The sequence below is a fragment of the Candidatus Nanogingivalaceae bacterium genome, from assembly GCA_015257795.3.
In the GTDB taxonomy this organism is placed as follows: Bacteria; Patescibacteriota; Saccharimonadia; order Saccharimonadales; family Saccharimonadaceae; genus Nanogingivalis.
On the sequence record CP072208.2, the window covers coordinates 617,826 to 641,499 of the forward strand.

The 23,674-nt window shown below is 34.7% G+C and carries 21 protein-coding genes; 2 read left to right on the top strand and 19 right to left on the bottom strand.

Going from position 1 to position 23,674, the window contains the following annotated elements; translation table 11 throughout:
• Positions 1 to 3: 3 nt before the first annotated feature.
• The 15 genes from HXK94_003225 to HXK94_003295 all read right to left on the bottom strand — a co-directional run bounded on the left by HXK94_003225 (position 4) and on the right by HXK94_003295 (position 19,455).
• Positions 4 to 963 (bottom strand): mechanosensitive ion channel family protein, encoded by a 960-nt coding sequence (locus HXK94_003225; protein QTI96246.1) that lies wholly within the window; start codon positions 961 to 963, stop codon positions 4 to 6.
• 41 nt (positions 964 to 1,004) lie between these two features.
• Complete coding sequence (locus HXK94_003230) at positions 1,005 to 1,355, bottom strand: hypothetical protein (GenBank protein QTI96247.1); 351 nt, start codon at positions 1,353 to 1,355, stop codon at positions 1,005 to 1,007.
• Complete coding sequence (locus HXK94_003235) at positions 1,345 to 3,039, bottom strand: LCP family protein (GenBank protein QTI96248.1); 1,695 nt, start codon at positions 3,037 to 3,039, stop codon at positions 1,345 to 1,347. The genes HXK94_003230 and HXK94_003235 overlap by 11 nt, the downstream gene beginning before the upstream one ends.
• Entirely contained in the window at positions 2,987 to 4,432 is a 1,446-nt protein-coding gene (locus HXK94_003240) for an O-antigen ligase family protein (GenBank protein ID QTI96249.1), read from the bottom strand. The genes HXK94_003235 and HXK94_003240 overlap by 53 nt, the downstream gene beginning before the upstream one ends.
• Positions 4,419 to 5,561: a glycosyltransferase gene (locus HXK94_003245; GenBank protein ID QTI96250.1), complete on the bottom strand. Its 1,143-nt coding sequence runs from the start codon at positions 5,559 to 5,561 to the stop codon at positions 4,419 to 4,421. Before HXK94_003245 ends, HXK94_003240 begins: the two co-directional genes overlap by 14 nt.
• On the bottom strand, positions 5,561 to 6,979 hold the full coding sequence (locus HXK94_003250) for a sugar transferase (GenBank protein ID QTI96251.1): 1,419 nt from the start codon (positions 6,977 to 6,979) through the stop codon (positions 5,561 to 5,563). Before HXK94_003250 ends, HXK94_003245 begins: the two co-directional genes overlap by 1 nt.
• A gap of 84 nt (positions 6,980 to 7,063) precedes the next feature.
• Positions 7,064 to 7,942, bottom strand: coding sequence for a glucose-1-phosphate thymidylyltransferase RfbA (gene rfbA / locus HXK94_003255; protein QTI96252.1), 879 nt, complete (start codon positions 7,940 to 7,942; stop codon positions 7,064 to 7,066).
• A gap of 121 nt (positions 7,943 to 8,063) precedes the next feature.
• Positions 8,064 to 9,068 carry a glycosyltransferase family 2 protein gene (locus tag HXK94_003260; protein ID QTI96253.1) on the bottom strand — a complete coding sequence of 335 codons (1,005 nt, stop codon included), beginning with the start codon at positions 9,066 to 9,068 and terminating at the stop codon, positions 8,064 to 8,066.
• Complete coding sequence (locus HXK94_003265; protein ID QTI96254.1) at positions 9,058 to 10,866, bottom strand: glycosyltransferase family 39 protein; 1,809 nt, start codon at positions 10,864 to 10,866, stop codon at positions 9,058 to 9,060. The genes HXK94_003260 and HXK94_003265 overlap by 11 nt, the downstream gene beginning before the upstream one ends.
• On the bottom strand, positions 10,856 to 13,414 hold the full coding sequence (locus HXK94_003270; protein ID QTI96255.1) for a glycosyltransferase: 2,559 nt from the start codon (positions 13,412 to 13,414) through the stop codon (positions 10,856 to 10,858). The genes HXK94_003265 and HXK94_003270 overlap by 11 nt, the downstream gene beginning before the upstream one ends.
• Positions 13,414 to 14,418, bottom strand: a complete 1,005-nt coding sequence (locus tag HXK94_003275; GenBank protein QTI96256.1) for a glycosyltransferase — start codon at positions 14,416 to 14,418, stop codon at positions 13,414 to 13,416. The genes HXK94_003270 and HXK94_003275 overlap by 1 nt, the downstream gene beginning before the upstream one ends.
• Before the next feature lie 80 nt (positions 14,419 to 14,498).
• Complete coding sequence (locus HXK94_003280) at positions 14,499 to 15,698, bottom strand: ABC transporter ATP-binding protein (GenBank protein ID QTI96257.1); 1,200 nt, start codon at positions 15,696 to 15,698, stop codon at positions 14,499 to 14,501.
• The gene (locus HXK94_003285; protein QTI96258.1) at positions 15,698 to 16,522 is read right to left on the bottom strand and encodes an ABC transporter permease; all 825 of its coding nucleotides are present in this window, start codon (positions 16,520 to 16,522) and stop codon (positions 15,698 to 15,700) included. Before HXK94_003285 ends, HXK94_003280 begins: the two co-directional genes overlap by 1 nt.
• 73 nt (positions 16,523 to 16,595) lie before the next feature.
• Entirely contained in the window at positions 16,596 to 18,872 is a 2,277-nt protein-coding gene (locus HXK94_003290; GenBank protein ID QTI96259.1) for an RICIN domain-containing protein, read from the bottom strand.
• Positions 18,844 to 19,455 carry a hypothetical protein gene (locus HXK94_003295; protein QTI96260.1) on the bottom strand — a complete coding sequence of 204 codons (612 nt, stop codon included), beginning with the start codon at positions 19,453 to 19,455 and terminating at the stop codon, positions 18,844 to 18,846. The genes HXK94_003290 and HXK94_003295 overlap by 29 nt, the downstream gene beginning before the upstream one ends.
• A 91-nt stretch (positions 19,456 to 19,546) precedes the next feature.
• Here HXK94_003295 and HXK94_003300 point away from each other — a divergent pair, with 91 nt between their 5' ends.
• The gene (locus HXK94_003300) at positions 19,547 to 20,512 is read left to right on the top strand and encodes a glycosyltransferase family 2 protein (GenBank protein QTI96261.1); all 966 of its coding nucleotides are present in this window, start codon (positions 19,547 to 19,549) and stop codon (positions 20,510 to 20,512) included.
• A complete protein-coding gene (locus tag HXK94_003305) occupies positions 20,481 to 20,909 on the top strand; it encodes a GtrA family protein (protein QTI96262.1) in 429 nt (142 codons plus the stop codon). The genes HXK94_003300 and HXK94_003305 overlap by 32 nt, the downstream gene beginning before the upstream one ends.
• A 33-nt stretch (positions 20,910 to 20,942) precedes the next feature.
• Here the strand turns inward: HXK94_003305 and HXK94_003310 are convergent, their stop codons facing one another.
• The 4 genes from HXK94_003310 to HXK94_003325 all read right to left on the bottom strand — a co-directional run bounded on the left by HXK94_003310 (position 20,943) and on the right by HXK94_003325 (position 23,673).
• Positions 20,943 to 21,665 carry an amino acid ABC transporter ATP-binding protein gene (locus HXK94_003310; protein ID QTI96263.1) on the bottom strand — a complete coding sequence of 241 codons (723 nt, stop codon included), beginning with the start codon at positions 21,663 to 21,665 and terminating at the stop codon, positions 20,943 to 20,945.
• On the bottom strand, positions 21,652 to 22,356 hold the full coding sequence (locus tag HXK94_003315; protein ID QTI96264.1) for an amino acid ABC transporter permease: 705 nt from the start codon (positions 22,354 to 22,356) through the stop codon (positions 21,652 to 21,654). The genes HXK94_003310 and HXK94_003315 overlap by 14 nt, the downstream gene beginning before the upstream one ends.
• On the bottom strand, positions 22,353 to 23,141 hold the full coding sequence (locus HXK94_003320; protein QTI96265.1) for a basic amino acid ABC transporter substrate-binding protein: 789 nt from the start codon (positions 23,139 to 23,141) through the stop codon (positions 22,353 to 22,355). Before HXK94_003320 ends, HXK94_003315 begins: the two co-directional genes overlap by 4 nt.
• Positions 23,142 to 23,217: 76 nt before the next feature.
• A complete protein-coding gene (locus tag HXK94_003325) occupies positions 23,218 to 23,673 on the bottom strand; it encodes a hypothetical protein (protein QTI96266.1) in 456 nt (151 codons plus the stop codon).
• Between the last annotated feature and the right edge of the window lies 1 nt (position 23,674).

Below are 23,674 nucleotides of genomic sequence, written 5' to 3' on the forward strand. Positions count from 1 at the left end.
CTTCTAGAAGGGTTTTATTTCTTTTCCGGTTTTTTTTGCATTATTTTTATTATGTCGATTTGGTGTGTGATTTTTATTAGTCTTGTCTTTTGCCGTAATGCGGTTTATATCGTGAATAACCATTTGTGGATATGGAAGAACAATGTCATTCTCATCAAATGCTTTTTTAATTTCACGTCGAAAAATTCCTGCAACATCCCACTGCTTACCGGCCTTAACTCGCCCTAAACATTTTATCTCCATAGAAGAATCCAAGAATTTATTAACACGCACAAACTCAATCGGCTCAATAATATTCTTTTTAAGCTCAGGATTTTCTAGCATTTTTCTACCAACACCGTTAATAACTTTTTCGAGAGTGTCAATATCTGTATCATAAGAAACTCCGAACAATAGATTAACATTCGCATATTTAAACGAGAGGTTTGTTACGGCTTCGCTTGCACCATTTCGAATTGTATGAACCTTACCATCAGCATCGCGAACCTGCGTAATTCGCAGAGAGATATTTTCAACCTTACCAGAAATTAAGCGTCCGCCGACCATAATCTCAATCGTATCACCAACTCGGTATTGATTTTCACCAACAATAAAGAATCCCGCAAGAATATCACGCGTGGTTGTTTGAGCGCCAAGACCAACTACAACACCAATCAATCCAGCTCCAGTCATAAGTGAAGCCACATTAACTCCGATAGAAGAAAGAAAGTTCATTGCAGCCGTCATCCATATAACAATATCTACAGCTGTTTTAGCAATCTTTGAAATCGTTTCATTACGTTTCAGTCGTTCTTCGGAACGTTTAATTTTTTTAGCTTTTTTTCGAATTCCAAATGCAAAATTAATAATCTTCCTTGAAAGGAAGCTAGCTAAAATTGCTAACATTACAATTGCAAATGGCTCAAACCAGTCATAAGCCAATACGCTAGCTATAAATTTTTCAATACTCTTAAAAATATCCATCTTCTTTAATTAAAGCACATGCATTTTACTTTTTCAAGATATTAATACCATAAAGTTAAAATTGCATCATCTATTTTCTGTGCATTTTCAATTTGATTATTTTCTGCATAAAAATCACGTTTTTTTACTAAAAAATCATGAACTGCTTTTTCATCACCAGTTAACTCTGATCCCTGTTTTCTTATAGAAATCGAACGTGCTTCACCATTTTCAGACTTAGAAAGCTTCCCCATCAGAATTAAATTATCAATATGTTTCGAAACGGTTGCAACAGATCTATAGCCCATACCACGAGCTATTTCGCGATATGTTGGGCTATATCCAGATTCTTCAATAAAAACTTCGATAAAATTTAAGAGTTCAACCTGCTTTTTTGTTAAATTATTCGCCATTATCCTCGCCTAAAATAATAATTATATCCACACCTTCGCCATATGAAGATAACTTAGACGGAAGTTTTTCGGCTTTTGTAGAATACTTAGATTCAAGTTTTTTAACCGTATTCGGTTTTGATTCTTGCTTAATATAATAAACTTTCGTTTTCTCATAATCATGCGTTGGAGCAGAATCAATACCCTGAATAGTATAACCTTCTTTTTCGAGCTTCTTTTGTTCTTGAGCTGCTAGTCCGGAATAATTCGTACCATTCAAAATTTTAATTTTGGCCGATTCTTTCACTATATCACCGCCTAAAGTATTTTTTGAAATATATGCTTGAATTTCACTATAGTCAAAAAGTCCAGCTTTAGGAATAACCGCGCTAACAGATCCTACATGACCTGTTGTAAAATAGTTTCCGGACGCATCAGACTCACTCACTAGAGGCAAAGATGTCATTTTGCCGCTATTGAAGCTTTGAGCAATTTCTGAAACAGTTGTCAATTCTGAAGATTCGAATGTATGGTGAATATTTTCACCAAGCGAATTCGCAATTGATAGCAGAGTTATCGGATTCATTTTTTGCTGATTAATTTTAGCTAATGTAGCTTTTAGGATTTTTTGCTGATTTCGCTCGCGGTCAAAATTACTTCCGCTCAAACCAACTCCACCCTCAGAGCCACGCGCTCGAGAAAATGCCAAAGCAGCCGCACCATCCATATGGTAAGTTTTACCACTCTGGTAATTGATTTTAGTAGCAACGTCATAAACTCTATTTGAGCCGTCATAAGCTTCGACCTTAACATCAATTCCACCAACAGCATTCACCGCATCAATCAAAACTTTCCAGTTTCCATGAACTACGTATTGAATATCTAGCCCAAGAATTTCTTTCACCTTTTCAGACAACACTTTTTGGCCGGCTTTCTCTGCATCTTCTTCGCTCAAACCACTGTTTTTCGCATCATGATAACCGCATCCATAGGTTTCATTCAACTTTCCAGCAGTAGTTCCAAGCCAAGTTTTACATGTATGTTTTACCCAAAGGTCTCTTGGTAATGAAACGGTTTTAATTTCTTTATTTTCTTGATTAACAGAAGCAACCATAATTGAGTCTGTCAATTCTTCCCCGTCCCAACCTTTTGGTGAAGTTCCAAAAATTAAAATATTGGTGCGACCATTTGAATCAGCCTTAAGTTTTTTGTTCTCAATAACACCAAGGATATTTCCATTAGTAATTTTATTTAACGTATTAAGTGTTGGATAGATTAACCATCCACCAATGACCAATAATAGTAATATAACAATAGCAAAAAATCGCTTAATTGATCGGCGTTTTTTAAACTGTTCTAAGGTTAAAGGCTTTTTGCCTTTCTTTTCTCGCTTAGCGTTATTCTTTTCGAACTTTCGAAGTAGTTTTTGATGCTTTTTTGAGGCAACTCTCTCCCTATGTTCAGCTTCTTGCAATTCTTCAATTTCTAGATTTTGCAATGCAGCTTCGATATCTTTGCCCGAATCTTTTTCATTCTTTTCAGGTTTTTTAGTTTGAACAAAATCATCAACAGAACCTCTTTTTTGAGATTTTACCACTTTTAAATCTGGTTTCTTAACTGTTTCTTTAGGGCTGTTATTTAGACTTAGAGATTCAGCCCTCCGCCTTGGCGTAAATCCGTCTATCGATCTCTGATTTTTTTTCATAAGCTCTTTCAATTATAGCAAAAATGAAAGCTAAAATCAAATAAATATGTAGTGCATTTGGTAATCCTGAGAAGAAATACCACTGGATTAAAAATGCAAAAACTAATGCCCAAATATATTTTTTATCTTTAGCTAATCTAATTATTGAAAACAAAATGAGAGACCAAATTAGAAAACCAAAAATACCAAGTTCTAACAAAATTGATAGAAATTCATTCTGAACAATTTCTGAAGTGTTTGCAATTTTGTGTGTAGAATTATAAATTGCAGCACCTGATCCGCCAGCGCCAACACCAAAAAACATTGCAAAAATATTTGAGCGCCAAGTTTCAACTGCTAAGTCTGACATCTTCGTTCGTTCATCTGTTGATTTTTCAACATATCCATTGAATAATGCTTTTTTTGAATACTGGATATTTTTTTGATTATTATGCTGACTTTCGAAACCTTCAATTGCTGGCTCATTGATTTCATGATTCCCCGTTTTTTCAATTTTCGGCAAACTAATTTTACCTAAACTCATCTGGTTTATACTTTTCGAAATCGAATCATAAAAACCATCACTAATTCGCGGATTCAATTCTGTAAAAATTGCATGAAAAATCATTCCACTTAAAAAACTCGAAAGTATAAAACTTATTGAAATTATTATATTCGAAAGTATTTTTCTTTTCGAAAATGGCTGATTAACAAAAATAAGAATTAAAATTGCAAAAAATGCCGCAAAAATTGCCCCACGTGAAAGTGTTAAATATAACGAGAATAATAAAATCCAAAGTGTTATTTTTTCAAATTTCGAAGCTTTTTTGCTAAAAATCTTGTGAGTTAATAAAACTATTGGCGCCAAAAGCATACTTCCAAAAAATTGCGGCTCAATCGCAAAAACACTTGGTCGCACAAACCCAAACCCCTGAGCCCTGCATCCTGCACACAACCCCCAATCTGTCCAAGCACCATAAATAACTTGAATAATTGACAAACAAGCCATTACCAAACTACTAAAAATAAAGTTTTTAGTTATCTTTTGAAAAAGTACTCTGTTTTTCGAAAGACTTAAAATTACCAAAAAATTAAGCCATAAAACCAACCAAACTCCTGAAACTAATACCGTTCTTAGTAAATTTTGCGTATTTAAAATTGTCAAAAAATTCCAAAACACAAAAAATCCAGTTAGCAAAACAGCGTTATTTTTTATTAATTTTTTACGGTTTTGGTAAATTGTTTTAATTCCAGCCAGAGCTAAAACAACTACATAAATTAAAGCAATCGAAAACTCTAAATTCGCACCCGCAGATTTTCCAAAATGAAAATTAGGATAATATGAAAACCACATTGCGAATGGCGCAAAAAACAAAACCTTTTCAGCAAAATTTAACTTTTTAAAATTTTCCATTAAAATTCCTCTTTATCTCTTCTTCAAAATTCTTCTTAAATTCCTCTTTCGAAAATTTCTTTGCGCTTTCTGAAACTTTTTCAGCATCAAAACTTATTTTTTCGAATTTTTCAACTGCTTCTAAAATTGATGTTGAAGATTGTTCGTTAAAAAATACACCGTTCTCACCATCTTTAATATAATCTTGAGCGCCGCCTTGATTAAAAGCCAAAACTGGCGTTCCTGTAGCCAATGCTTCGATCGGTGCGATACCGAAAGGTTCTAAGCTTGGAAAAACAAAACCTTTTGCCTCAGCCACGATTTTCGAAAGTTCAAGAGGGTCACTAATTCGCGGAATAAACTCGATGTTTTTAGCGCCCCCAGCTAATTCAACCAGTTTTTGATGTTCAGCACCGCCCCCAACTAAAACTAACTTTTTGCCGTTCTTCGAAAAAGCTTCGACCGCTAAATCTAACTTCTTCCAATTCACTTGGCGCGAAGTTGTAATATAATAATCTTTTTTATTTCTTTCAAGTTTAAACTTATCAACTTCTACTGGCGGAAAAATAACACTCGCATCACGTTTGTAATATTTTGAAATTTCATCTTTCGAATAACTTGAATTCGCAATTAGAAAATCTGGCTTTTGAGCAAGCTTAAAGTCGTTTTTTCGAAGCGGATTAACTAAAATTTTAAAGAAAAAACGCACCAAAAAACTTAATTTACCAAACCCGGGATTGTTAACATAATCATCATACATTCCCCAATAATATTGAATTGGTGGACCTTGTAAATAGCTAATATGTAGCTGTTTTTTTGAAAGGTTCAGCCCCTTACTTTCAGCACAACAAATTGAAATAACAACATCAAAATCTTTTAGCTTTTTACCTAAATTTCGAAAATATAAAACTCGTCCAACTGGTAAAATTTTGCGCATTTTTGCAGGAAAAATATTTAACCAGCCCGTTTTAACCTGCTTATCCGAAAACCAATCTACTTCTTTTTCGGAATATTGAGAAGTAAAAATTGGTGCTTCTGGAAAAATTTCCGAAACAGTTAATACGACTTTTTCAGCTCCCCCGTAAGTCGTCAACCAATCAGTCACAATTGCAACTTTTTTACCCTTAAGCCATTTTGGATTTTTATTCATTATTTTGCCCCTTTTCGAAAAATCACACTCGCAACAGTTTTAAATAAAATTTGAATATCGAAAATAATTGACCAGTTCTGCACATAGTATACATCCAAGCGACGACGTTCTTCAAAAGAAATATCACGCCGACCAGAAACCTGCGCTAAACCTGTTACTCCAGCTTTAACAGCCAGAATAACATTTTTACGATTTGATTTATTAATTTCTTGAGGAATTAACGCGCGCGGTCCAACCAAAGAAATATCTCCTCGAATAACATTGAAAAGTTGAGGGAGTTCATCTATCGAAGTTGCCCGAATAAATTTACCAATTTTTGTAACCCGCGGATCATCATCTAACTGGTCACCGTTTTCGCGATATTTTTTCGAAAGTTCAGGTCTACCCATTTTTTCGAAAGCTTGTTCAGGAGTTAGGCCATCAAATTCAGCCTTTTGTGAGCGGAATTTATATATATAAAACTCCCGATTAAAGCGCGTTAAACGAACTTGTTTAAAAAAGATTGAATCCTTTGGTGCAGTAATCTTCATAATAATAGCTACCGTCAGCATAATTGGACTGGCCAAGATTAAACCAATCCAGCCTAAAGTTAAATCCATCAAGCGTTTCCAGATTCGACCCATACCAAAAAGCTTCGTAACTTTAACATCGATTACCGGCAATCCACCAACAACCTCAATTGTATTAATTTGCGACAACAACCGATCTTGTTGTGGCACAAACATATACTCTAGGTGATTTTCAATTGCATAATTATAAATATCCTCACTCCTGAGAGCATCTGTTTGAATTAGGATATCTGGATCGGTTTTTAAAACCGCCTCTTTAAAACTCGAGAAGTGCCGAACGCCAGTATTCAAAGGTAAAAACGCACTTTTCGAAACCATTCCAATCGTATCATATCCAAAATCAATATTATCATGAAAGAATTGCGCTAAATCTGTTGAACGTGAATTTGAACCGATGATTAAAACTTTTTGCCTACCGAAACCGCTCCTAATCAAAGCTCGCCGAATAAAACGCACAATTTCGCGACCAAGAATCATCATTAAAAAGTTAATCGGCACAAAGAAAATCGCGATTATCCGAACTGGAAAAACCTCATCACCAGTAAAGAATTCATAAGAAATCATCGCCATAATACTGATAACTGAAACGATTAGCGCTCTTCCATACTCCTTTGGTCGATAAAAAAATACCGAGCGTTCATAAAGTCCAAAAAAATAGTTAATCGCTAACCAAAGTGGCAAAAGCGAAACCGCTAGAAAAACAAAATTCCAAATATTTGGCGCAAAATAATATGCTCGTGTATCAAGATGGGTTCGTGCAAAATATGCTAGCATAAATGAGCTTACAACCGCTAGGGTATCAGAGGCTAACATAATTATGCGAACAATCGTAAGTTTGTCTCGTTTCATATAGTTATATAATACTATTTTTAAACGATTTTGTCCATTTTATAAAAGAAAATCGCCCATATTAAGTGGGCGATTAATACAATCCTAAGAGTTAATGATTCGAAGAAGATAATTCCCATAATCATTTTTACAAAGTGGCTGTGCGAGTTTTTCAACTTCTTCCTTCGAAATCCAACCTTTTCGGAATGCGATTTCTTCCAGATTAGCAACCTGAACATTTTGCAAGCGTTGAACAGTTTCGATATACTGTGAAGCTTGCAAAAGACTCTCATGTGTTCCCGTATCAAGCCATGCAAATCCACGACCAAGGAGTTCGACAGAAAGATGTCCACCTTTCAAAAAAACTTTATTTACATCTGTAATTTCAAGCTCTCCGCGTGGGCTAGGTTGAACCTGCTTGGCAATTTCTACAACAGAATTATTATAGAAATACAAACCTGTTGCAGCGTAATTTGACTCTGGAGATTCTGGTTTTTCCTCAAGAGATTTGACATTCATCTCTTCATCGAAACCAATAACGCCAAAGCGCTTCGGATCTTTAACCTGATAACCAAAGATTACAGCATTAGCTTTTTTACGCTCAATTTTATTACGAGCGCTCTTGAGCTTATCTGTAAAACCTTGACCGTGAAAAACGTTATCCCCAAGAACTAGAGCAACGTCGTCACCATCAATAAAGTCTTCACCAATGATAAATGCTTCTGCCAAGCCATTCGGCTTTTCTTGAATAGCATAGGTAATTTTTACACCGAAGCTTGAACCGTTGCCAAGCAATTCTTGAAAACGATAATTATCTTCTGGTGTTGTGATTATTAAAATATCACGAATCCCCGCCAACATTAAGATTGAAAGTGGGTAGTAAATCATTGGCTTGTCATAAATTGGCAAAAGCTGTTTACAGTTTGCCAGAGTGATTGGGTAAAGGCGTGTTCCTGAACCGCCTGCGAGTATGATTCCTTTCATATGAGGAACCTCCTTCTTTCTAGATTTTTAACTCTTTCGAATTTTAAAGAGCTACGAGACTTACTCGTAACTCCAATTATACAATATTGTTTTATTTTAGTCAAATTTATTTTAAAATATTTTAGCGCTTAAGCTTTAAAAATTTCTTTATTCGATTAACTTGTTTTAATGGTAGTCCGTGATAAAGAATCGATTTTAAATACTCATTTGAAACCACTTTTCTACCTTGAATTTCTCGCCGCTTTTTAAGCGATTTAGGAATCAAAAGAGTTCCCTGCCAAATTCCTTTTAGTGCAAATTTGACCCCGCCTTTCGGTATGCGATAAATCACGAAAGCCCAATAAACTGCATAGAACTTAAAAAACATTGGCAAGATCATTGGAAATGGCACGTTCTTCCAGAAAACTTGCGGCAAATTTTTAAAAACTTGATTAATTGTGAAACCCGGAATTTTCGAACTTGTCGCTGAATGTTTATGCCAAACAACTGCGGTTCGCTCATACCAAACTTTAAAACCGGCAAGCTGCATTCGCCAATCAATATCGACATCCTCATTATAAGCAAAGAAGTCTTCGTCAAAAAAACCAATCGTTTTAAAAACTTTCGTTCGGTAAAGTGTTGCTCCACCAGTTCCACCAAAAACTAATCCACTTTTAGGTGCGTTTTTCTTTGGTTCACCTTCATTGCGAAGCATCGGGATTCCCCAAGTTGAATAAACGTCGCCCGCATCATCAATAAATTTACCAGTTTTGTCTAGCATTAAACTAGTTACCGCACCAATTTCAGGAGATTTTTCAAGCGGTTTTAATAGATTTTCAAGCCATTCAGGCTCAGCGTTTGCGTCATTATTGAGTAAAACCACATTTTCGAAATTATTCTTAATTGCCCATTTAATTCCAATATTTACGCCACCAGTAAAACCAGTATTCTTCTTCTCTTTATGAAAATGAAGATTTGGCATTTCAATCTTCGAAAGCTCTTTAACAGATTCGTCTTTTGAACCATTATCGATTAAATAAATCTCGAAATCTTGAACAGTTTGTTTCGAAAGAGCTGCAAGACATTTTTGCGTATCTCGCCAACCATTAAAATTCAAAATTACAATTGCAGTCTTATTATTTCGCATTTTTATACCTCTTAATAACCATAAATAACCCACAAGCTAAAAAGCTTAATCCGCTCACAATCGAACCAATTTTCGTCGCTGGACTTATACCATAATAAACTTCCAAGGCGCCATTTTGTCCCGGATTAAGTTTAACCGAAACCATTCGATTTTTATTCGAATAACTAGTTTTTACAAGTTTACCATTAAGTACAGCCTTAAAACCTGGATAATAAAACATTGGAAGCTCAATTTCGGCACCATTCTTATTTTCCGAAACCGCTAAACGCATTCTCGAACCTTTTTTCTCAAATCCAGAGATTTTTGCCGAACCGGAGATTACATCAGCTTTTTGTCCCTTTTCAGAAATAGTTTTCTTAACATATCCAGCAGCGGTTGCAGAAATATCCTTTACATTCTCAACTTTTGGAAATATCGGTTGATATTCTCCCATTGCGATACTAATACCGTCGACTAAATTATAATCAACCCCAACATTCATCGGTAAAGAAACCTTCCCTGGTTCAATTGCACTTGTTGTGATGTGGATATATGAAATCGATGCAATTGCGGCGGCAATCATTATCTCACGCTTATTTTTGAGCTTTTCACCAATAAAATACCCTGCCACAAAAGGCAAAAGAACAGATTGAATAATTAACATCCGCTGACTAAATTGCAACATACTATGAAAATTTTGAACCGCCGGGACAAATGCAAAGATTCTTGTTGAAAAAAGCACAAAAATTGCCGAAATTATAATTGACATCATTGAGAAACGGCGATAATTTTCATTTTTTATATCTTTTCGAAAAACCAAAAAACCAATAGTTAGAACCAATAATACTGGACTTAAACCAAACACAACTGAAGCATGTCCAGCCGGTGGACGGAACATATTAGTTGGCAACCAAGCGTCAGCAGGAGTGACTTGCGATCCATTCACATAAAACCATTTTTGAAAATCAGGATTGAAAATATTGTAAATTCCTACTTCTCGAACCTCAAGAAACGGCAAAATAAAAATCGCAGAAAATCCAACGGCCAAAATTCCAGCCAAAATTAGCGAAAATAGAATTTTTGGCTTCGAAAATACCTTTCGAATATTGAAAACCACAAAAAGTGCTGCCATCGCTGCGATTAAAACGGCGGTCAAATTATGATTCATAATAATCCCGAAAGCAGAAAACGCAAGCATAAAAATACGCTTAAAATCAGTTTTACTCTCAAAAATAATCTGATAAATTGCTAGAATTATAAACGGAATGAATGCAAACGCTAAATATTCGCTAAACGAGCCGCGAGTTAGTAATTCACCCACATGAAACGGCTCAAGTGTAAAAAATAGGGCTGTAAAAAATCCAGCTTTTTCGCTTTTAAAAATCTTTTTCGAGGCATAATACGCGCCAAAAGTTGTTGCGATTGTTGCAACCAGCATTAAAAACATTAAAGATATTTGCAAATTTGATGTAATTTTAAAGACAACCAAAACTAACCAACTCAACATTGGGCCGTAAAACAAATTTGGCGCCTGACCAAAGCCTTGAAGCTGATCAGCGTCAAGCTGGAGGAACTTTTGCCCATCATCAAAGGCAGAAATTGAAGTCGCAAATCTATATAGATGATAATTACCATCGTGGGTTTTTATTAAATTACCTGGTCCCACATACATAAATGAGACCAGTATTAGATCAACAATGATTAAAGTTAAGAAAAATGGATTTGAGAAAAACGATTTTAAGTTTTTCCACACTTTTCTCGAGCCACTCAAAATATTTTTTGTAGATTTTTTTGAGATTTTTCTAGCATTAATTTTCATTCAAAACCTTCTTAATCTCGTCAATTACAAAATATTCAGAATGCGTAGCCTTTTCAGCAATTTCTTCTGACACTTTTGACATTTTAGCGAGCTTATCGTTTGAAGTTTTTTCTAGATTTAGACTTTCTTCTATTGCATCACAAAGTGTTTGATAATCATCGTTTCGAACAGCCCAACCATTACCACCATCGATTAGTTGTTCCTCTTGACCATAACAATCATTTCGAATAATCGGATGACCAAATGCCATACCTTCATAAACAAAAATTCCCATTGACTCATGATAAGAGTAGCAAATTGTCATATTAGCTTCTTCCACAAAATCTAGAACTTTTGCTCTCGGAATTTGTCCTACAATTTCACATTTTCCATCTAATCCCTTGGCAGAAACCTCCATTTGTTTTTTAATATATCCAGCTTCATCGACACCAATAAATTTCAAACTAAAATCACGATATGTTTTAGGGTTTTTCTTATAGAAATTGTTATAGAAATTCAAGAATGCATAAAGAATTGGCAACTGTCCTTTTCGGCCATCAGAAACCGCTCCAGTAACGATAAAGTCAAGTTTTTCGAAGTCTTCAGGATCTTTAACTGCAAATCGATCACTCGGAAAATCAAATCTAAAGTTCATAACTTCCGTATTTTTATCTGTTCCGAAGAATTCTTTATAAGCTTCCGCACTGCCTTTCGATACGGCATAAAGTTTAGCTTTATTACTTTCAAGAAGTTTAACAAATTCATCCCTTGTATCCAAATCTACAAATCTTTCAGGAGTAGCTTCATGGCCATACCAATAAAAAGCATCAAGGGTATTGTTTTTAGCAGCCTGAATTGTTGAATGTGTAACAGCCCTAGAAAGTCCAAAACTATTTAGAATAACTATATCACCCTTATTGTAGTTCAACCAAAGGTTTCTATCTGTGTAAATTTCAACTTCGATACCAGCTTTCTTTAATTCTCGAACATTTTCAATATTAATTGGCGTAAAGGCAATAAATTTTAATTTTCGCCCAAGATTTTTAACCTGTTTTTGGATATCGAAAGCCAAATCCATTGCGACAAATGGAGCGCCCGTATTATCAAGTTGGTGAGATACAATAATTATCTTTGGTTTTTTATCGATATTAGAAACTGTTTTTCTCTTGATTTTTCGAACAACTTTGTCTGTTGCTATTTTATATGTTGCCGCGAATCCGTTGTTTTTGTAATATCGTAGGGCTTTACCTGTGATTCGTCGTGCTTTATTTTTAGCTCGAACAATTCTGCTTCCACTTGCATTTTGAAGCACTGGCGAATTCAGAATTTCAACTTCCTTCAAAAGCCCCGCGTCGGCAGGTTTATAACCTTTAGAAATTAGTTTACTTAGATTTTCAGTAACTTTATCCCAATAAAATAGTCTTCTAACTTTTGAAAGATTTGTTGAAACTTGTTTGAGAGTTTCTTTATCTTTCGAAATTTTAATAATCTCTTTTTCGATAGTTTTTGCATCAAGATCTGGCAAAATATAAACCGCTTTATTTGCTTCCAAAATATCACTCATTGGGTCACCGCCGTTCGTAACAATTGGTAGGTCGGCCCAAACATAATCAACCAACCGCGTTCTCCAAGCGAGCGTATTCTCCATTCCAATATTGTTAATCAGCACTACAGCATCACTTCCAAGATACCATTCAGCCCTATCTTCAAATTTAACCCAATCAGTAATATGAACGATTTCATCCATATTATTATTTTTAATATAGTCCATGACCTCTTCGTATCTTTTTATGAAATCTGGGTGTTGATTGAATGGATTTTTAACTCCAACCATGATTAATTCAATTGGTGTTGTTTTATTGGCATTTTTAACAGCCTCGAGTAGATTAGTGAGATCAAACCAAGGGTAAATTCCACCAAACCACAACAGTTTGAAAGCCTTTTTATTCTTAACAAGTTTCGATACTGGATCATTCTTAGCTACCGCTTTTTCTCGATAAATACCATAAGGAACAATCTGAATTAGATCTTCATCACCATAAGTTATTGGATTTATTCGGCCAACTTGCGCCATCACGCCTGTGTAAAATTTCTTTTGAGCTTCGTTTGCACATAGCAAAATATCACCTCTTCTCAAGGCTTTTGTCCATATCTTATTTTCGAAATTAAACGCATCATATTCACGATCAAGGTTATCTGAATTTCGTGCAGACATCTCAATGTGAATAGGAACATACCCATCCAATATTAACTGCTGATCTTGACGTATATTATCAACAACTGTTTGCGTTATATCTCCAGCATTATAACTAACAAGAACTGAATCAAATTCTTGAATTTTCTCTGCCAATGTCGATATTTCCCAAGTAGAAATTTTAATACCATTTAATTCATCCGTAAAATTATCTTGTTTAAAAACTTGGTTATATGAAACTTCAACTTCATACTTATCTTTTGAATTATTTTGAAGTCCATTCGCTAGCCCCCAAGCTCTCAATCCACCACCTTCAACATTTTTAATTTCTGGTGCTGGAACTGGACCATTCGAAATGATTAAAATTTTTTTCATTATTTCTCCTTACTACTATCTTTATGAATAATCTTATGTAGACCAAACCACTTTCGGTTTTCTAGTTCTTCAATATTATTCTCTAAATTTTTTACATTATTTTCATGATGCTTAATGATTAGCCCTTGCTCATCTATAAACTTCTGTCTATCACTTAATAGCTTGTTCCGCTCTAAAATTGAAATCTCTTTTTCCGCAAGATAGTTTTCAAGTGTGGTTTGTTTTTCTAAGAGCTCCTTAATCGCCTGTAAAAAATTAACTTTTTCTTGATATTTTTGTAAAAATTTTATCTGCGTTTGAAGTAGTCGCTGGTTTCTTTCTTGAATTCTCGAAAGATCTTCTGGATGGGAGTCTGATCCTGTAGTAAACCTATATGCAACCATTGGCTCTTCTATTGTTGAAAGTTTGGTCTTAACAAATAATTCCAGTTGGATATCAAATGTATCATCAGGAGTTTTAGTATCAAGTGTATTGTTTATTTCCTTCATTAGTTCAGTATTAACTAACCATGTTGAAGCATTTGTAAAACCTTTAGAAATTAACATCTCAGTAAAATCTTCGGGCATTTTTACAAATTTTTCAGCGAAAGACTTTTTAAAAAGAATTTCCCCTTCCTCATTCTCAGTTTGAAATTCAGTATTACACCATTTCGAATCTTTATTACTCTCGAGAAGATCGACTTGTTTTTGTAGCTTATCTTTTTTAATCCAATAATCATCACCGTCGCACCGAGCTATATATTTGCCTCGAGCCTTATTACATATTTTCTTCCAAGTTTTCGCAATCCCTAGATTTTTTTCATTTTCGAAGAAACGAATCTTCTTAGGATTTTCATTTGCAAATTTTCGAATAATTTTAGACGATGCATCGGTGGAAGCGTCGTCAATAATTAAAATCTCAAACTCAAAACTAGTTTCCTGCATTAAAAAGCTCTCAATTGCTTGCGCAATCCACTTTTCTTTATTGAAACTCGTACAAACTACAGAAACTAACGGATTTTTCATTTACTACTTTTCTCCTCAATAGATGTTTCAATTGTTTAAACTAATATCCTAAAAGATAACTCCCGTTCTCAAGATTGATCTTATTTGATCCTTTCAACCTTAAAAACTTCACTATTGAGCAATGCATAATCTGAAATTTCTTTTTTGTTTGAAAGCTTAAAAATTAAGGAATTTTCATCATTCGTAAAGCCAATTAAGTTTTCATTACCACTCAACTTTTTATTGGCATCTCGAATTGAAGCAGTAAGCTTAAACTCACTACTGTTAAATAATTCCATCGGAATTGAAAACCTTACCTTTTGGTCACCACGATCAACATAAACTTGGCTCGAATCGTAGACAATTCCACCACGAGTTTGATCGAACATAGCCACTGCAAGGAAGATTTTTTTCTTACCTATATAATTATACTCTACCTCAAATTCAAAATTCTCTTTATTTGATACAACTTTTTTACTGATTGCATTAATCTTTAATTTAGTCAGTTCATCATTCAAACCAAGAACTTCTTGAGTTTCAGGCTCTTTCTTTCCAAGTTTTTCAAGATTTAATTGGGTGTAAGCTTCAACAACTTCATCGATACTTCCAAGAGAAGCAACTTCACCTTGGTTAATCATAATAGCCTTATTACAATATCTACGCACAGAAGACATAGAGTGCGTCACAAGGATGACAGTTTTAGTCTTATCTTTTTTAATTTTCGAGAAGAAATCATCACATTTTCGCTGGAAAGCTTCATCACCAACCGCCAAAACTTCATCCAAAACCAGGATATCACCCTGAGCTTTAATCGCAATCGAAAAAGCCAAACGAACTTGCATTCCGCTAGAGTAATTCTTTAGTTTTTGGTCCATAAATTCTTCAAGTTCCGCAAACTCAACAATTTCGTCATACATTGCCGAAACTTCATCTTTCGAAAAACCTAAAAGCGCACCGTTAAGATAAATATTTTCACGACCAGTTAGCTCTGGGTTGAATCCAACGCCAAGCTCAATAAATGGAATTAATGTCCCGTTAACTTTTACAGTTCCTTTTTCAGGAGTATAAATTTGTGAAATAATTTTTAAAAGAGTCGATTTTCCTGAGCCGTTTCTTCCAACTATGCCAAAAAAATCACCTTTTTCAACTTTAAATGAAATATCTTTTAAAACATGTTGTTCTTTGTAACCTTTAATTCCTTTTGTCCAGTTTACGAAAGCCTGTTTAATACCGTTAGCCTGTTCAGTTGGCAAACGAAAACTTTTCGAAACATGTTTCACTTCTAAAGCGTATTTTCCCATTACATAATCTCCGCAAATTTCTTTGAATTTTTATTAAAATACCAAAGTCCGAAAACAACCAAAAATATTGCTAGCGAAATTGGAATTATTGCTATCCAATAATTTTGGAATAGTGTCCAAAAAGTTGGCGTTTCTAGTGCAATTAAATTATGGCGAATATCCTGGATTGCTAGCGCTATTGGATTAAGCATCATTAATTTCGCAACTGATACGCCAAAAATTGAGACTTTTGATACCATTGAAATTGGGTACATAATCGGCATTGAATATACCAGAATCTGCATAAAAACTTCCCAGATATGCGAAACATCGCGGAATTTAACATATAGAGTCGACAAGATCAACGCAAGACCAAAAGCAACTGCAAATAACAGAATGATGTTAAAAGGTAGCCATAAAACTGTTAGGTGATACTTCACCCCTGCAAATATTGCAAACGCTAGCACTACTAGAAGATTTATCGAAAGCGAGATTAAAGCACTCACCATCGAAGAAAGAATCACGATGTATTTTGGAAAATTAATTTTCCGCATCAAATCACCGCGAGAAACAATAGACGTCATTCCTAATGTTACAGCTTCAGTAAAGAACGCCCAAAGCGAAAGACCCAAAAGTAATGTAATTGCATAGTTAGGAATTGAAGGGTCAGTAATTCGCAAAAATTTAACAAAAACAAAGTACATCACCACAAAAATCATAAGCGGTTTTAATACCGACCATAGAATCCCTAAAACCGACCCTTGGTACCTTAATTTAAAATCTGTTTTAACGAGCTCCGCAAGTAAGACTCGGTTTCTCTTATCAAAAAATCCCATTTTAGTCATTATGCTTACAATTATACCATATTAATCTATTAAAAAAAAGATCACTCTCGAGAGAGAATGACCTTTTTAAAAACTATTGTTTTAATTTCCACTGTTGAGAAAGAGTCTGGTTTCTTGAATACAATTGTAACTTAGTACCGGACACGCCTATCATCCCCCCAGACACATCTATAGTCTTGTTGGAATCACAGGCGGATAAAATTTCATACAACCCGTTATCGCTCTTTAAGATTTTCCATTTTTGAGCACAAGTTCCGTTATAATCATAGAGTTGAAGTTTAGTACCGTTTGATATTCTACCACCAGACACATCAATTACTTTACCGTTATCACTACGGATGACATAAAGATTGTCTGAAGTTTTTTCGATAGTAAAATTCTGAGCAAGTGTTTTATTTTGGTTGTATATTTGTAAATTCGCACCATTAGTCATTCTACCACTAGCTACATCCATCGCTAATGTAGTCATGGTTGAAACTACATGCTTACCTTCTACCTCATCGCTATTAGATATTTGTTCATCTAAAGCCTTAATAGTGTTAACATCCTCAATCTTCCATCTTTGTGCATCGGTGTTATTAGAGCTATAACCTTGAAGATATGAGCCGCTAGTATTAATAGCGCCATTAACAACATCTATAACAAAACCTCCAGAACAAGCATTTTGAACCTTATAAGCGCCTCTTTCATCGGCATGAATTGACCAAAGTTGCTCGCAAGAATTTTGTCTATCATGATTGAAGCGTAGTTGCTTAGCATTTACATTCTCAGTTATTTCCAAAAAACTTCCACTAGATATACTTTTAATTTTATAGAACACTCCGTCATACTTTTTTATCTCAAATTGTTGAATTGGGCTATTTGAGACAAAATCTACGATATGAGCGGAAGCTTCTTCATTCTTAATACCTATAACCTTGTTAGATACAAAATTCGAAATCTTAAACGTTCCATTTAGGCCTTGAGATAAAGATTTAATATTGAACTCTTGAGATGGCGTATCATTCCTGCTATAAAGTTGAAGTTTAGTACCAGAAGAATTTACATTTCCACCGACTATATCCAACGCTTTATTTCCATTACACTTAGAAAGAATTTCAATCTTTCCGTTAGGTTTTCTACTTAAAGCCCATTTTTGTGCACAAGTTCCATTATAATCATAAAGTTGAACCGAAGCTCCATTAATAGTTCTTCCTCCAGCCACATCAAGAACTTTTCCTGATCCTAAGTTCCTAATAACGTAGTATCCGTCGTCAGTCTGTTCGAATGAAAATTGTTGCGCTTTAGAACTATTTGCAGCATAGATTTGAATACGAGCACCATTTGAGTTGATTGCGCCATTTTCAATATCTAAATTTAATGAAGAGTTAGCCGAAACTGCATAAGAATCTTTAGGCAAAGCCACATTAGATTTAACAATTTCAACCTTGTCATCAGTAGTTGAACCAAATAACTGATTGTAGAACATGAAGAAATTACGATTTCCGTAAGCGCCACAATTTGCAGTTCCTGGGAAGTTTGCAAGTGCTGCATCATTTGGAACATATGGAGTGTAGATATACAAGCTTAGTGTTGCAACATTTTCAATATTAACTCGTTTTGTTCCACATGCTGGATTTGGCGAATATTGTATATTATTCCAACCAATTCTCAAAGAGTATCCGCCATCTTTATAGTGATCTTTATAATATTTTAATTGCCAAGCAGCAAGAGTCATCTGTTTATAAAAACCAGCTTTCGAATTTACACAAGCAGCAGTATAGTTTGGCCCAGAATCAGGACAACCATAACCCATTGCATATTTATATTGACCCTTTACCGGCCAATTATCATTTAAGACATTCTGTGATTCCTTTTTTAATAGGACTAAAAGAACCTTCGGGCTAATTCCATATTCTTGAGCAGCATTATAAATAATTTGCGCAGCTGATATCCCGCCACTAAACGCTCCACCACCTTTTTCGAAAGAAGTTTCACCTGTATTTGGATTTTCGTGATAGTTGTTTATACAAACATACGGCGGTTGATGCCAATAACTCGAACGTTGAGCCGCCGCAAATTGCGCCGCGGTTCGTCCATCACCCCTACCAGACGGCCCACTACCCCAAGTATCACATTGTCCAACTTGACTATTTAAAAATGCCTGAATTTGTTGAACATTCATAGAGTCTTTATCATAAAAAACACTATCATCAATAATTCTTCCTGGATTAAAATCAGTTGCGCGTACTGCGCTTGAGATATTTCGAATTATAGCTAAAGCACTAAAAACAATTAGTGCCACAACTGGAACCCCAATAAAAACTGCTTTTCTAAATTCTCTATTTCTCGATCGTAAAACTTTGAGCATCAGATTTTCCTTCTTGTTTTTGTTTTATATTTTTATATGTTGTTACCGCAGTCCACTTACCAGATTTAAGATCATTATCACTGATTTTTTTCGAAACAGCCTTACAATACTTATTGTTTGGACTTTCTAAAATTTCAGTTGAAAGTTCAATAGTAGTTCCGTCTGTATGGGTTAGAGTATACGAACATTTCCCGTTTCCGTCATCATAAAGCAATCCTGAAATTTGTCCAGCAACACGAACTGCACCATCTTCAACTTGAACTGTTGTATAAGTCGGGAAACTGGTATATCCTGATGTATCAGTAGTTCCTTCTGCACGATCTGTTGTCGTATTCTTGGTTTTTGAATCAATAATCTTTTTTTCAGATTCGTCTTGTTTTTTATTTTCATTTTCAGATTTTTTTGAATCTGTTTTTTTATCTTCAACCTTCGAAGTTTTTTCTTCTTTTTTATTTTCACTTTTATCGCTCTTTCGTGAATTCATCCACCAAAAAGCTCCGCCAGCTCCAAGCAGCAAAATAATCGCAACAATTACGAAAGCAATAATTTTAGTTTTTTTAGTATTTTGTCTATTTATTTTCATTTTTTCTCCTGAAACAATTTTATCATAAGCTCAATAAAAAATCAACGTTTTTAAAGTTTTTTTAAACTTTTTATGTTATAATATAACTACTATGAAAAAACTCATCACGATTATGATACCCGCCTATAATGAGGAAAAAGCTCTACCAAAACTTTTCGAAAGGCTAGATCTTTTAGCCAACAATGTAATAAAATACGATTTCGAATTCCTTTTTATTAACGATGGATCAAAAGATCGAACGATGAAAATTATTCACGACCAAAGCGAAAAAGACCCGCGAATTTCATACATCAATTTAAGCCGTAATTTCGGCAAAGAAAATGCGATGCTCGCTGGATTTGATTACGCTAAGGGTGATGCTCTAGTGATTATTGATGCTGACCTCCAAGATCCGCCTGAATTAATTCCTGCAATGATCAATCTTTGGGAAGATGGCTATGATGACATTTACGCTAAGCGTGAATCTCGTGAAGGTGAAACTTGGCTTAAAAAACAAACTTCGAAATGGTTTTATAATATTCTTGACACTATTTCACAAATCGAAATTCAACGAGATACCGGAGATTTCCGACTACTCGATCGGCGAGCTGTCGAGGCTTTAAAAACCTTGCGCGAAACAAACCGATATACAAAAGGTATGTTTTCTTGGATCGGTTTTAAGAAAAAAGAAATCACCTATAAACGAGACGCTCGTGTTGCCGGCGAAACTAAATGGAATTATGCCAAACTCATTAATTTAGCCGTTGAGGGAATCACTAGTTTTACCGTTGCTCCTCTTCGAATTGCAACATTCACTGGAATTCTAATTTCAATAGGTGCATTTATTTGGATTGCTTTCTTGGTAATTCGGCCTCTTTTTGGTGTACCGGTTGGAAACGGTTATGCTTCAATTATGTCTGTAATTCTATTTCTAGGTGGCATTCAGCTTCTTTCGATTGGTATTCTTGGTGAATATATTGGCAAAATTTTTATTGAATCAAAAAATCGACCAGTTTATCTAGCGCAAGAAATCAAGGAGTTTAAGCGTGAAAAATCTACTAAAAAAGCTCAAAAATAACCAAGCTTTCTGGTTCTCGATAATTGGTGGAATTAATACAGCACTCGACTTTATAATTCTTTTTGTTTTAACATCTTTTGGTATAAAAATTTTCATTGCGAACATTTTTTCAACTGGGATCACATTTATTATTAGCTTTCTAATGAATAAGAAAATAACCTTCAAATCTGTTTCGAATAATAAAAAAGAACTTATTCACGAAATGGTTTTATTTATTCTCGTAACTCTTTTTGGACTTTGGGTTATTCAAAATATTGTCATCTCAACCACAATGCCAATTTTCGAAAACTTACTTAAAAATAAGCGAATATCATTATTACTATCAAAACTTATTGCTACTATTTTCAGTTTAATTTGGAACTTTATACTCTATAAAAAAGTAGTCTTCAAAAAATAAAAGCGGCCAGTTACAGCCGTTTTTATTATATTTCTAATTACTGAAAAATTGTCTTGCTCGTTCTGTTTTTGGATTATCCATAACTTCAGATGGCTTCCCATCTTCAATAATTACACCTTTATCTAGAAAAATCATCCTTGTACCAACTTCTCGGGCAAATTTCATCTCGTGCGTAACAATAACCATAGTCATCCCTTTTTCAGCAACCTCTCGAATAACATCAAGAACTTCACCAATCATTTCAGGGTCGAGGGCAGAAGTTGGCTCATCAAAGAGCATAATTTTCGGCTCCATTGCTAGAGCTCGCGCAATTGCTACACGCTGTTTTTGACCACCTGATAAACTATTTGGCATCGCTTTAGCTTTATTTAACAAACCGACGTCATTTAATAGTTCTCTAGCTTTTTTGGTGATTGCCCTATCTGAAACTTTTCGAAGTTTTTTAGGTGCCAGCTTGATATTTTCGATCACACTATAGTTCGGAAAAAGATTAAACTGTTGAAAAACCATTCCAACTTCTCTTCGCAACTTATTTAAATCAGTTTTCTTATCGGTAATTTTTACGCCATCAACAATAATTTCTCCCGATGTCGGTTCTTCAAGTAAATTCAAGCATCTCAAAAATGTCGATTTTCCCGAGCCGCTCGAACCAACGATAACGACAACTTCGCCTTCCTCAATATCAATATCGATATCTTTTAAAACATGATTAGAACCGTAATTCTTTTTTAAGTTCTTAATGCTAATTATTTTCATTATCTAATTTCCTCTCAACCTTTGACATAATTCGTGTAAAAATCGCTGTTAAAGCAAGATAAATCAAAGCAGCTGCAAAAAGTGATTGAAACGCAGTTGAAGTTTGGAAACGAATATTATCCGCACCACGCATAATATCGCTTAAACCAATCCAACCGACAATTGAGGTTTCCTTAAGCAATGCGATAAATTCACTAATAAGTGGCGGTAACGAATTTCGAAACGCTTGCGGCAAAATTACTAGTCGCATAGCTTGCCAATTACTAAAACCTAGCGAACGAGCAGCTTCCGTTTGTCCCTTATCAATACTTTCAATTCCCCCACGAATAATCTCAGCAATATAAGCTCCCGCATTTATTCCAAAGGCGATTGCTGCCGTGAAAATTTTTGGCATGAATTGATACGAACCGAACACAACATAATACATAATTAAAAGCTGTACAAGTAAAGGTGTTCCGCGAATAATATCTACATAAATTTTTCCCAAAAAAGCTAACGGATTGAACTTTGCTAATTTCTTATTTTTTGAATTTCGAAATGGCTGAAAATTCGATGTTCGCATTAAGGCAATTAAAACACCAATAATCGAACCTAAAATTACTGAAAGTACCGTTAATACGAGCGTAACTTCTAAACCTTGCCAAAGAAAAATCCACCGATTTCCGCCAAAAATTACTTCCCAAAAATTCATTTTTCACTCACTTCATTAAAATACTTTTTAACCAATTTCTGATATCGACCATCTTTTTTCATCTCAGTAATAACTTTATCCACCTGATCTTTCAATTCATTATTATCTTTTTTTATAGCAACTGCATATTCTTCATTACTCAAGGAATCTGGTAAAATTTGTAAATTTGAATATCCATGAACATATTGATTAGCGGGAGCCTCATCTAAGACCGCTGCATCAATTTTTCCAGAGCTCAAATCTTGCAGAACGCTTGGGACTGATTGTAGTTGAGTTACGCTAACGCCTTTAATTTTCGAAACGATCGTATCACTAGTTGTCCCTAATTGAACACCAATTTTATTTCCCGAAAGCTCATATTTGTTTCGAATTGTTGAACCTTTACGAACAACAATTTTTTGTGCCGCAGAATAGTATGATTTCGAAAAAGAAACATTTTTCTCACGTTCGGGAGTTTTTGTCATTCCCGCAATAACCATATCTACTTGTCCAGTTTCTAGAGCAGGAAGAAGTCCATCAAAGCCCATATCTTCAACTTTTAGTTCTTTTCCTAAACTTTTTGCAACCTCCCGTGAAAGATCAATATCAAATCCAACGACTTTTCCGTCTTGAATATATTCAAAAGGTTTAAAACCGGCATGCGTCCCAATAACCAAAACGCTCTTTCGATCACCGATAGTCCCTTCACGATATAAAATATCTATTAACATTAAAAAAATAGCTGCAATAAAAATAAAAATTCCTGCTAGCCAAATAAAATTACTTCTTTTTGCTACACCTTCCATAGGTATATTATAGTCTTTTTGCTTATGATTATCAACTTAATTTCTAACAAAAAATAAGCTTTTCACAAAGAAAAGCCTATTTTTTCGAAATAACCAATTGACGCTCTCGGCCTTCGCCTTCAGAATGAGTTTCAATATCGGAATAATCTTGAGCCAATTTATGAACCGTAAACCGATCTGTTGGATTTAAATTTAAGCGATAAGGTTCGCCTGTTTTACGAACTTGTTCTATCCATTTTTCGGCTTTTTGCGAAATCTTTTGAGCACGCTGTTTTTTGTAATCCGCAACATCGATACTTACACGAGTGATTTCGGCATTTTTCGATTCAAGCGCACGCGAAACCAAAAATTGCAATGCTCGCAAATTCCCTGAATCACGGCCAATGAAGAGCGAGTTTAATTCACTAGAAGGAACTGAAAGTTGGATAACTTGATCTTCAGAAGTGGAATAAACCGCCAGATTAACTCCAAAAAAGCTTAAAATATCTTCTAAAAACTTTTGCGCAAAAACAATTGACTCTTCCCGATTCATA

Bases quoted from the DNA above. Each gene is read 5' to 3' on its own strand.
- HXK94_003225 (QTI96246.1), bottom strand. From the start codon at position 963: ATGGATATTTTTAAGAGTATTGAAAAATTTATAGCTAGCGTATTGGCT.
- HXK94_003280 (QTI96257.1), bottom strand. From the start codon at position 15,698: ATGGGAAAATACGCTTTAGAAGTGAAACATGTTTCGAAAAGTTTTCGT.
- HXK94_003245 (QTI96250.1), bottom strand. From the start codon at position 5,561: ATGAATAAAAATCCAAAATGGCTTAAGGGTAAAAAAGTTGCAATTGTG.
- HXK94_003260 (QTI96253.1), bottom strand. From the start codon at position 9,068: ATGCGAAATAATAAGACTGCAATTGTAATTTTGAATTTTAATGGTTGG.
- HXK94_003315 (QTI96264.1), bottom strand. From the start codon at position 22,356: ATGAATTTTTGGGAAGTAATTTTTGGCGGAAATCGGTGGATTTTTCTT.
- HXK94_003285 (QTI96258.1), bottom strand. From the start codon at position 16,522: ATGACTAAAATGGGATTTTTTGATAAGAGAAACCGAGTCTTACTTGCG.
- HXK94_003295 (QTI96260.1), bottom strand. From the start codon at position 19,455: ATGAAAATAAATAGACAAAATACTAAAAAAACTAAAATTATTGCTTTC.
- HXK94_003290 (QTI96259.1), bottom strand. From the start codon at position 18,872: ATGCTCAAAGTTTTACGATCGAGAAATAGAGAATTTAGAAAAGCAGTT.
- HXK94_003320 (QTI96265.1), bottom strand. From the start codon at position 23,141: ATGGAAGGTGTAGCAAAAAGAAGTAATTTTATTTGGCTAGCAGGAATT.
- HXK94_003240 (QTI96249.1), bottom strand. From the start codon at position 4,432: ATGGAAAATTTTAAAAAGTTAAATTTTGCTGAAAAGGTTTTGTTTTTT.
- HXK94_003235 (QTI96248.1), bottom strand. From the start codon at position 3,039: ATGAAAAAAAATCAGAGATCGATAGACGGATTTACGCCAAGGCGGAGG.
- HXK94_003250 (QTI96251.1), bottom strand. From the start codon at position 6,979: ATGAAACGAGACAAACTTACGATTGTTCGCATAATTATGTTAGCCTCT.
- HXK94_003265 (QTI96254.1), bottom strand. From the start codon at position 10,866: ATGAAAATTAATGCTAGAAAAATCTCAAAAAAATCTACAAAAAATATT.
- HXK94_003300 (QTI96261.1), top strand. From the start codon at position 19,547: ATGAAAAAACTCATCACGATTATGATACCCGCCTATAATGAGGAAAAA.
- HXK94_003270 (QTI96255.1), bottom strand. From the start codon at position 13,414: ATGAAAAAAATTTTAATCATTTCGAATGGTCCAGTTCCAGCACCAGAA.
- HXK94_003275 (QTI96256.1), bottom strand. From the start codon at position 14,418: ATGAAAAATCCGTTAGTTTCTGTAGTTTGTACGAGTTTCAATAAAGAA.
- HXK94_003325 (QTI96266.1), bottom strand. From the start codon at position 23,673: ATGAATCGGGAAGAGTCAATTGTTTTTGCGCAAAAGTTTTTAGAAGAT.
- rfbA (QTI96252.1), bottom strand. From the start codon at position 7,942: ATGAAAGGAATCATACTCGCAGGCGGTTCAGGAACACGCCTTTACCCA.
- HXK94_003230 (QTI96247.1), bottom strand. From the start codon at position 1,355: ATGGCGAATAATTTAACAAAAAAGCAGGTTGAACTCTTAAATTTTATC.
- HXK94_003310 (QTI96263.1), bottom strand. From the start codon at position 21,665: ATGAAAATAATTAGCATTAAGAACTTAAAAAAGAATTACGGTTCTAAT.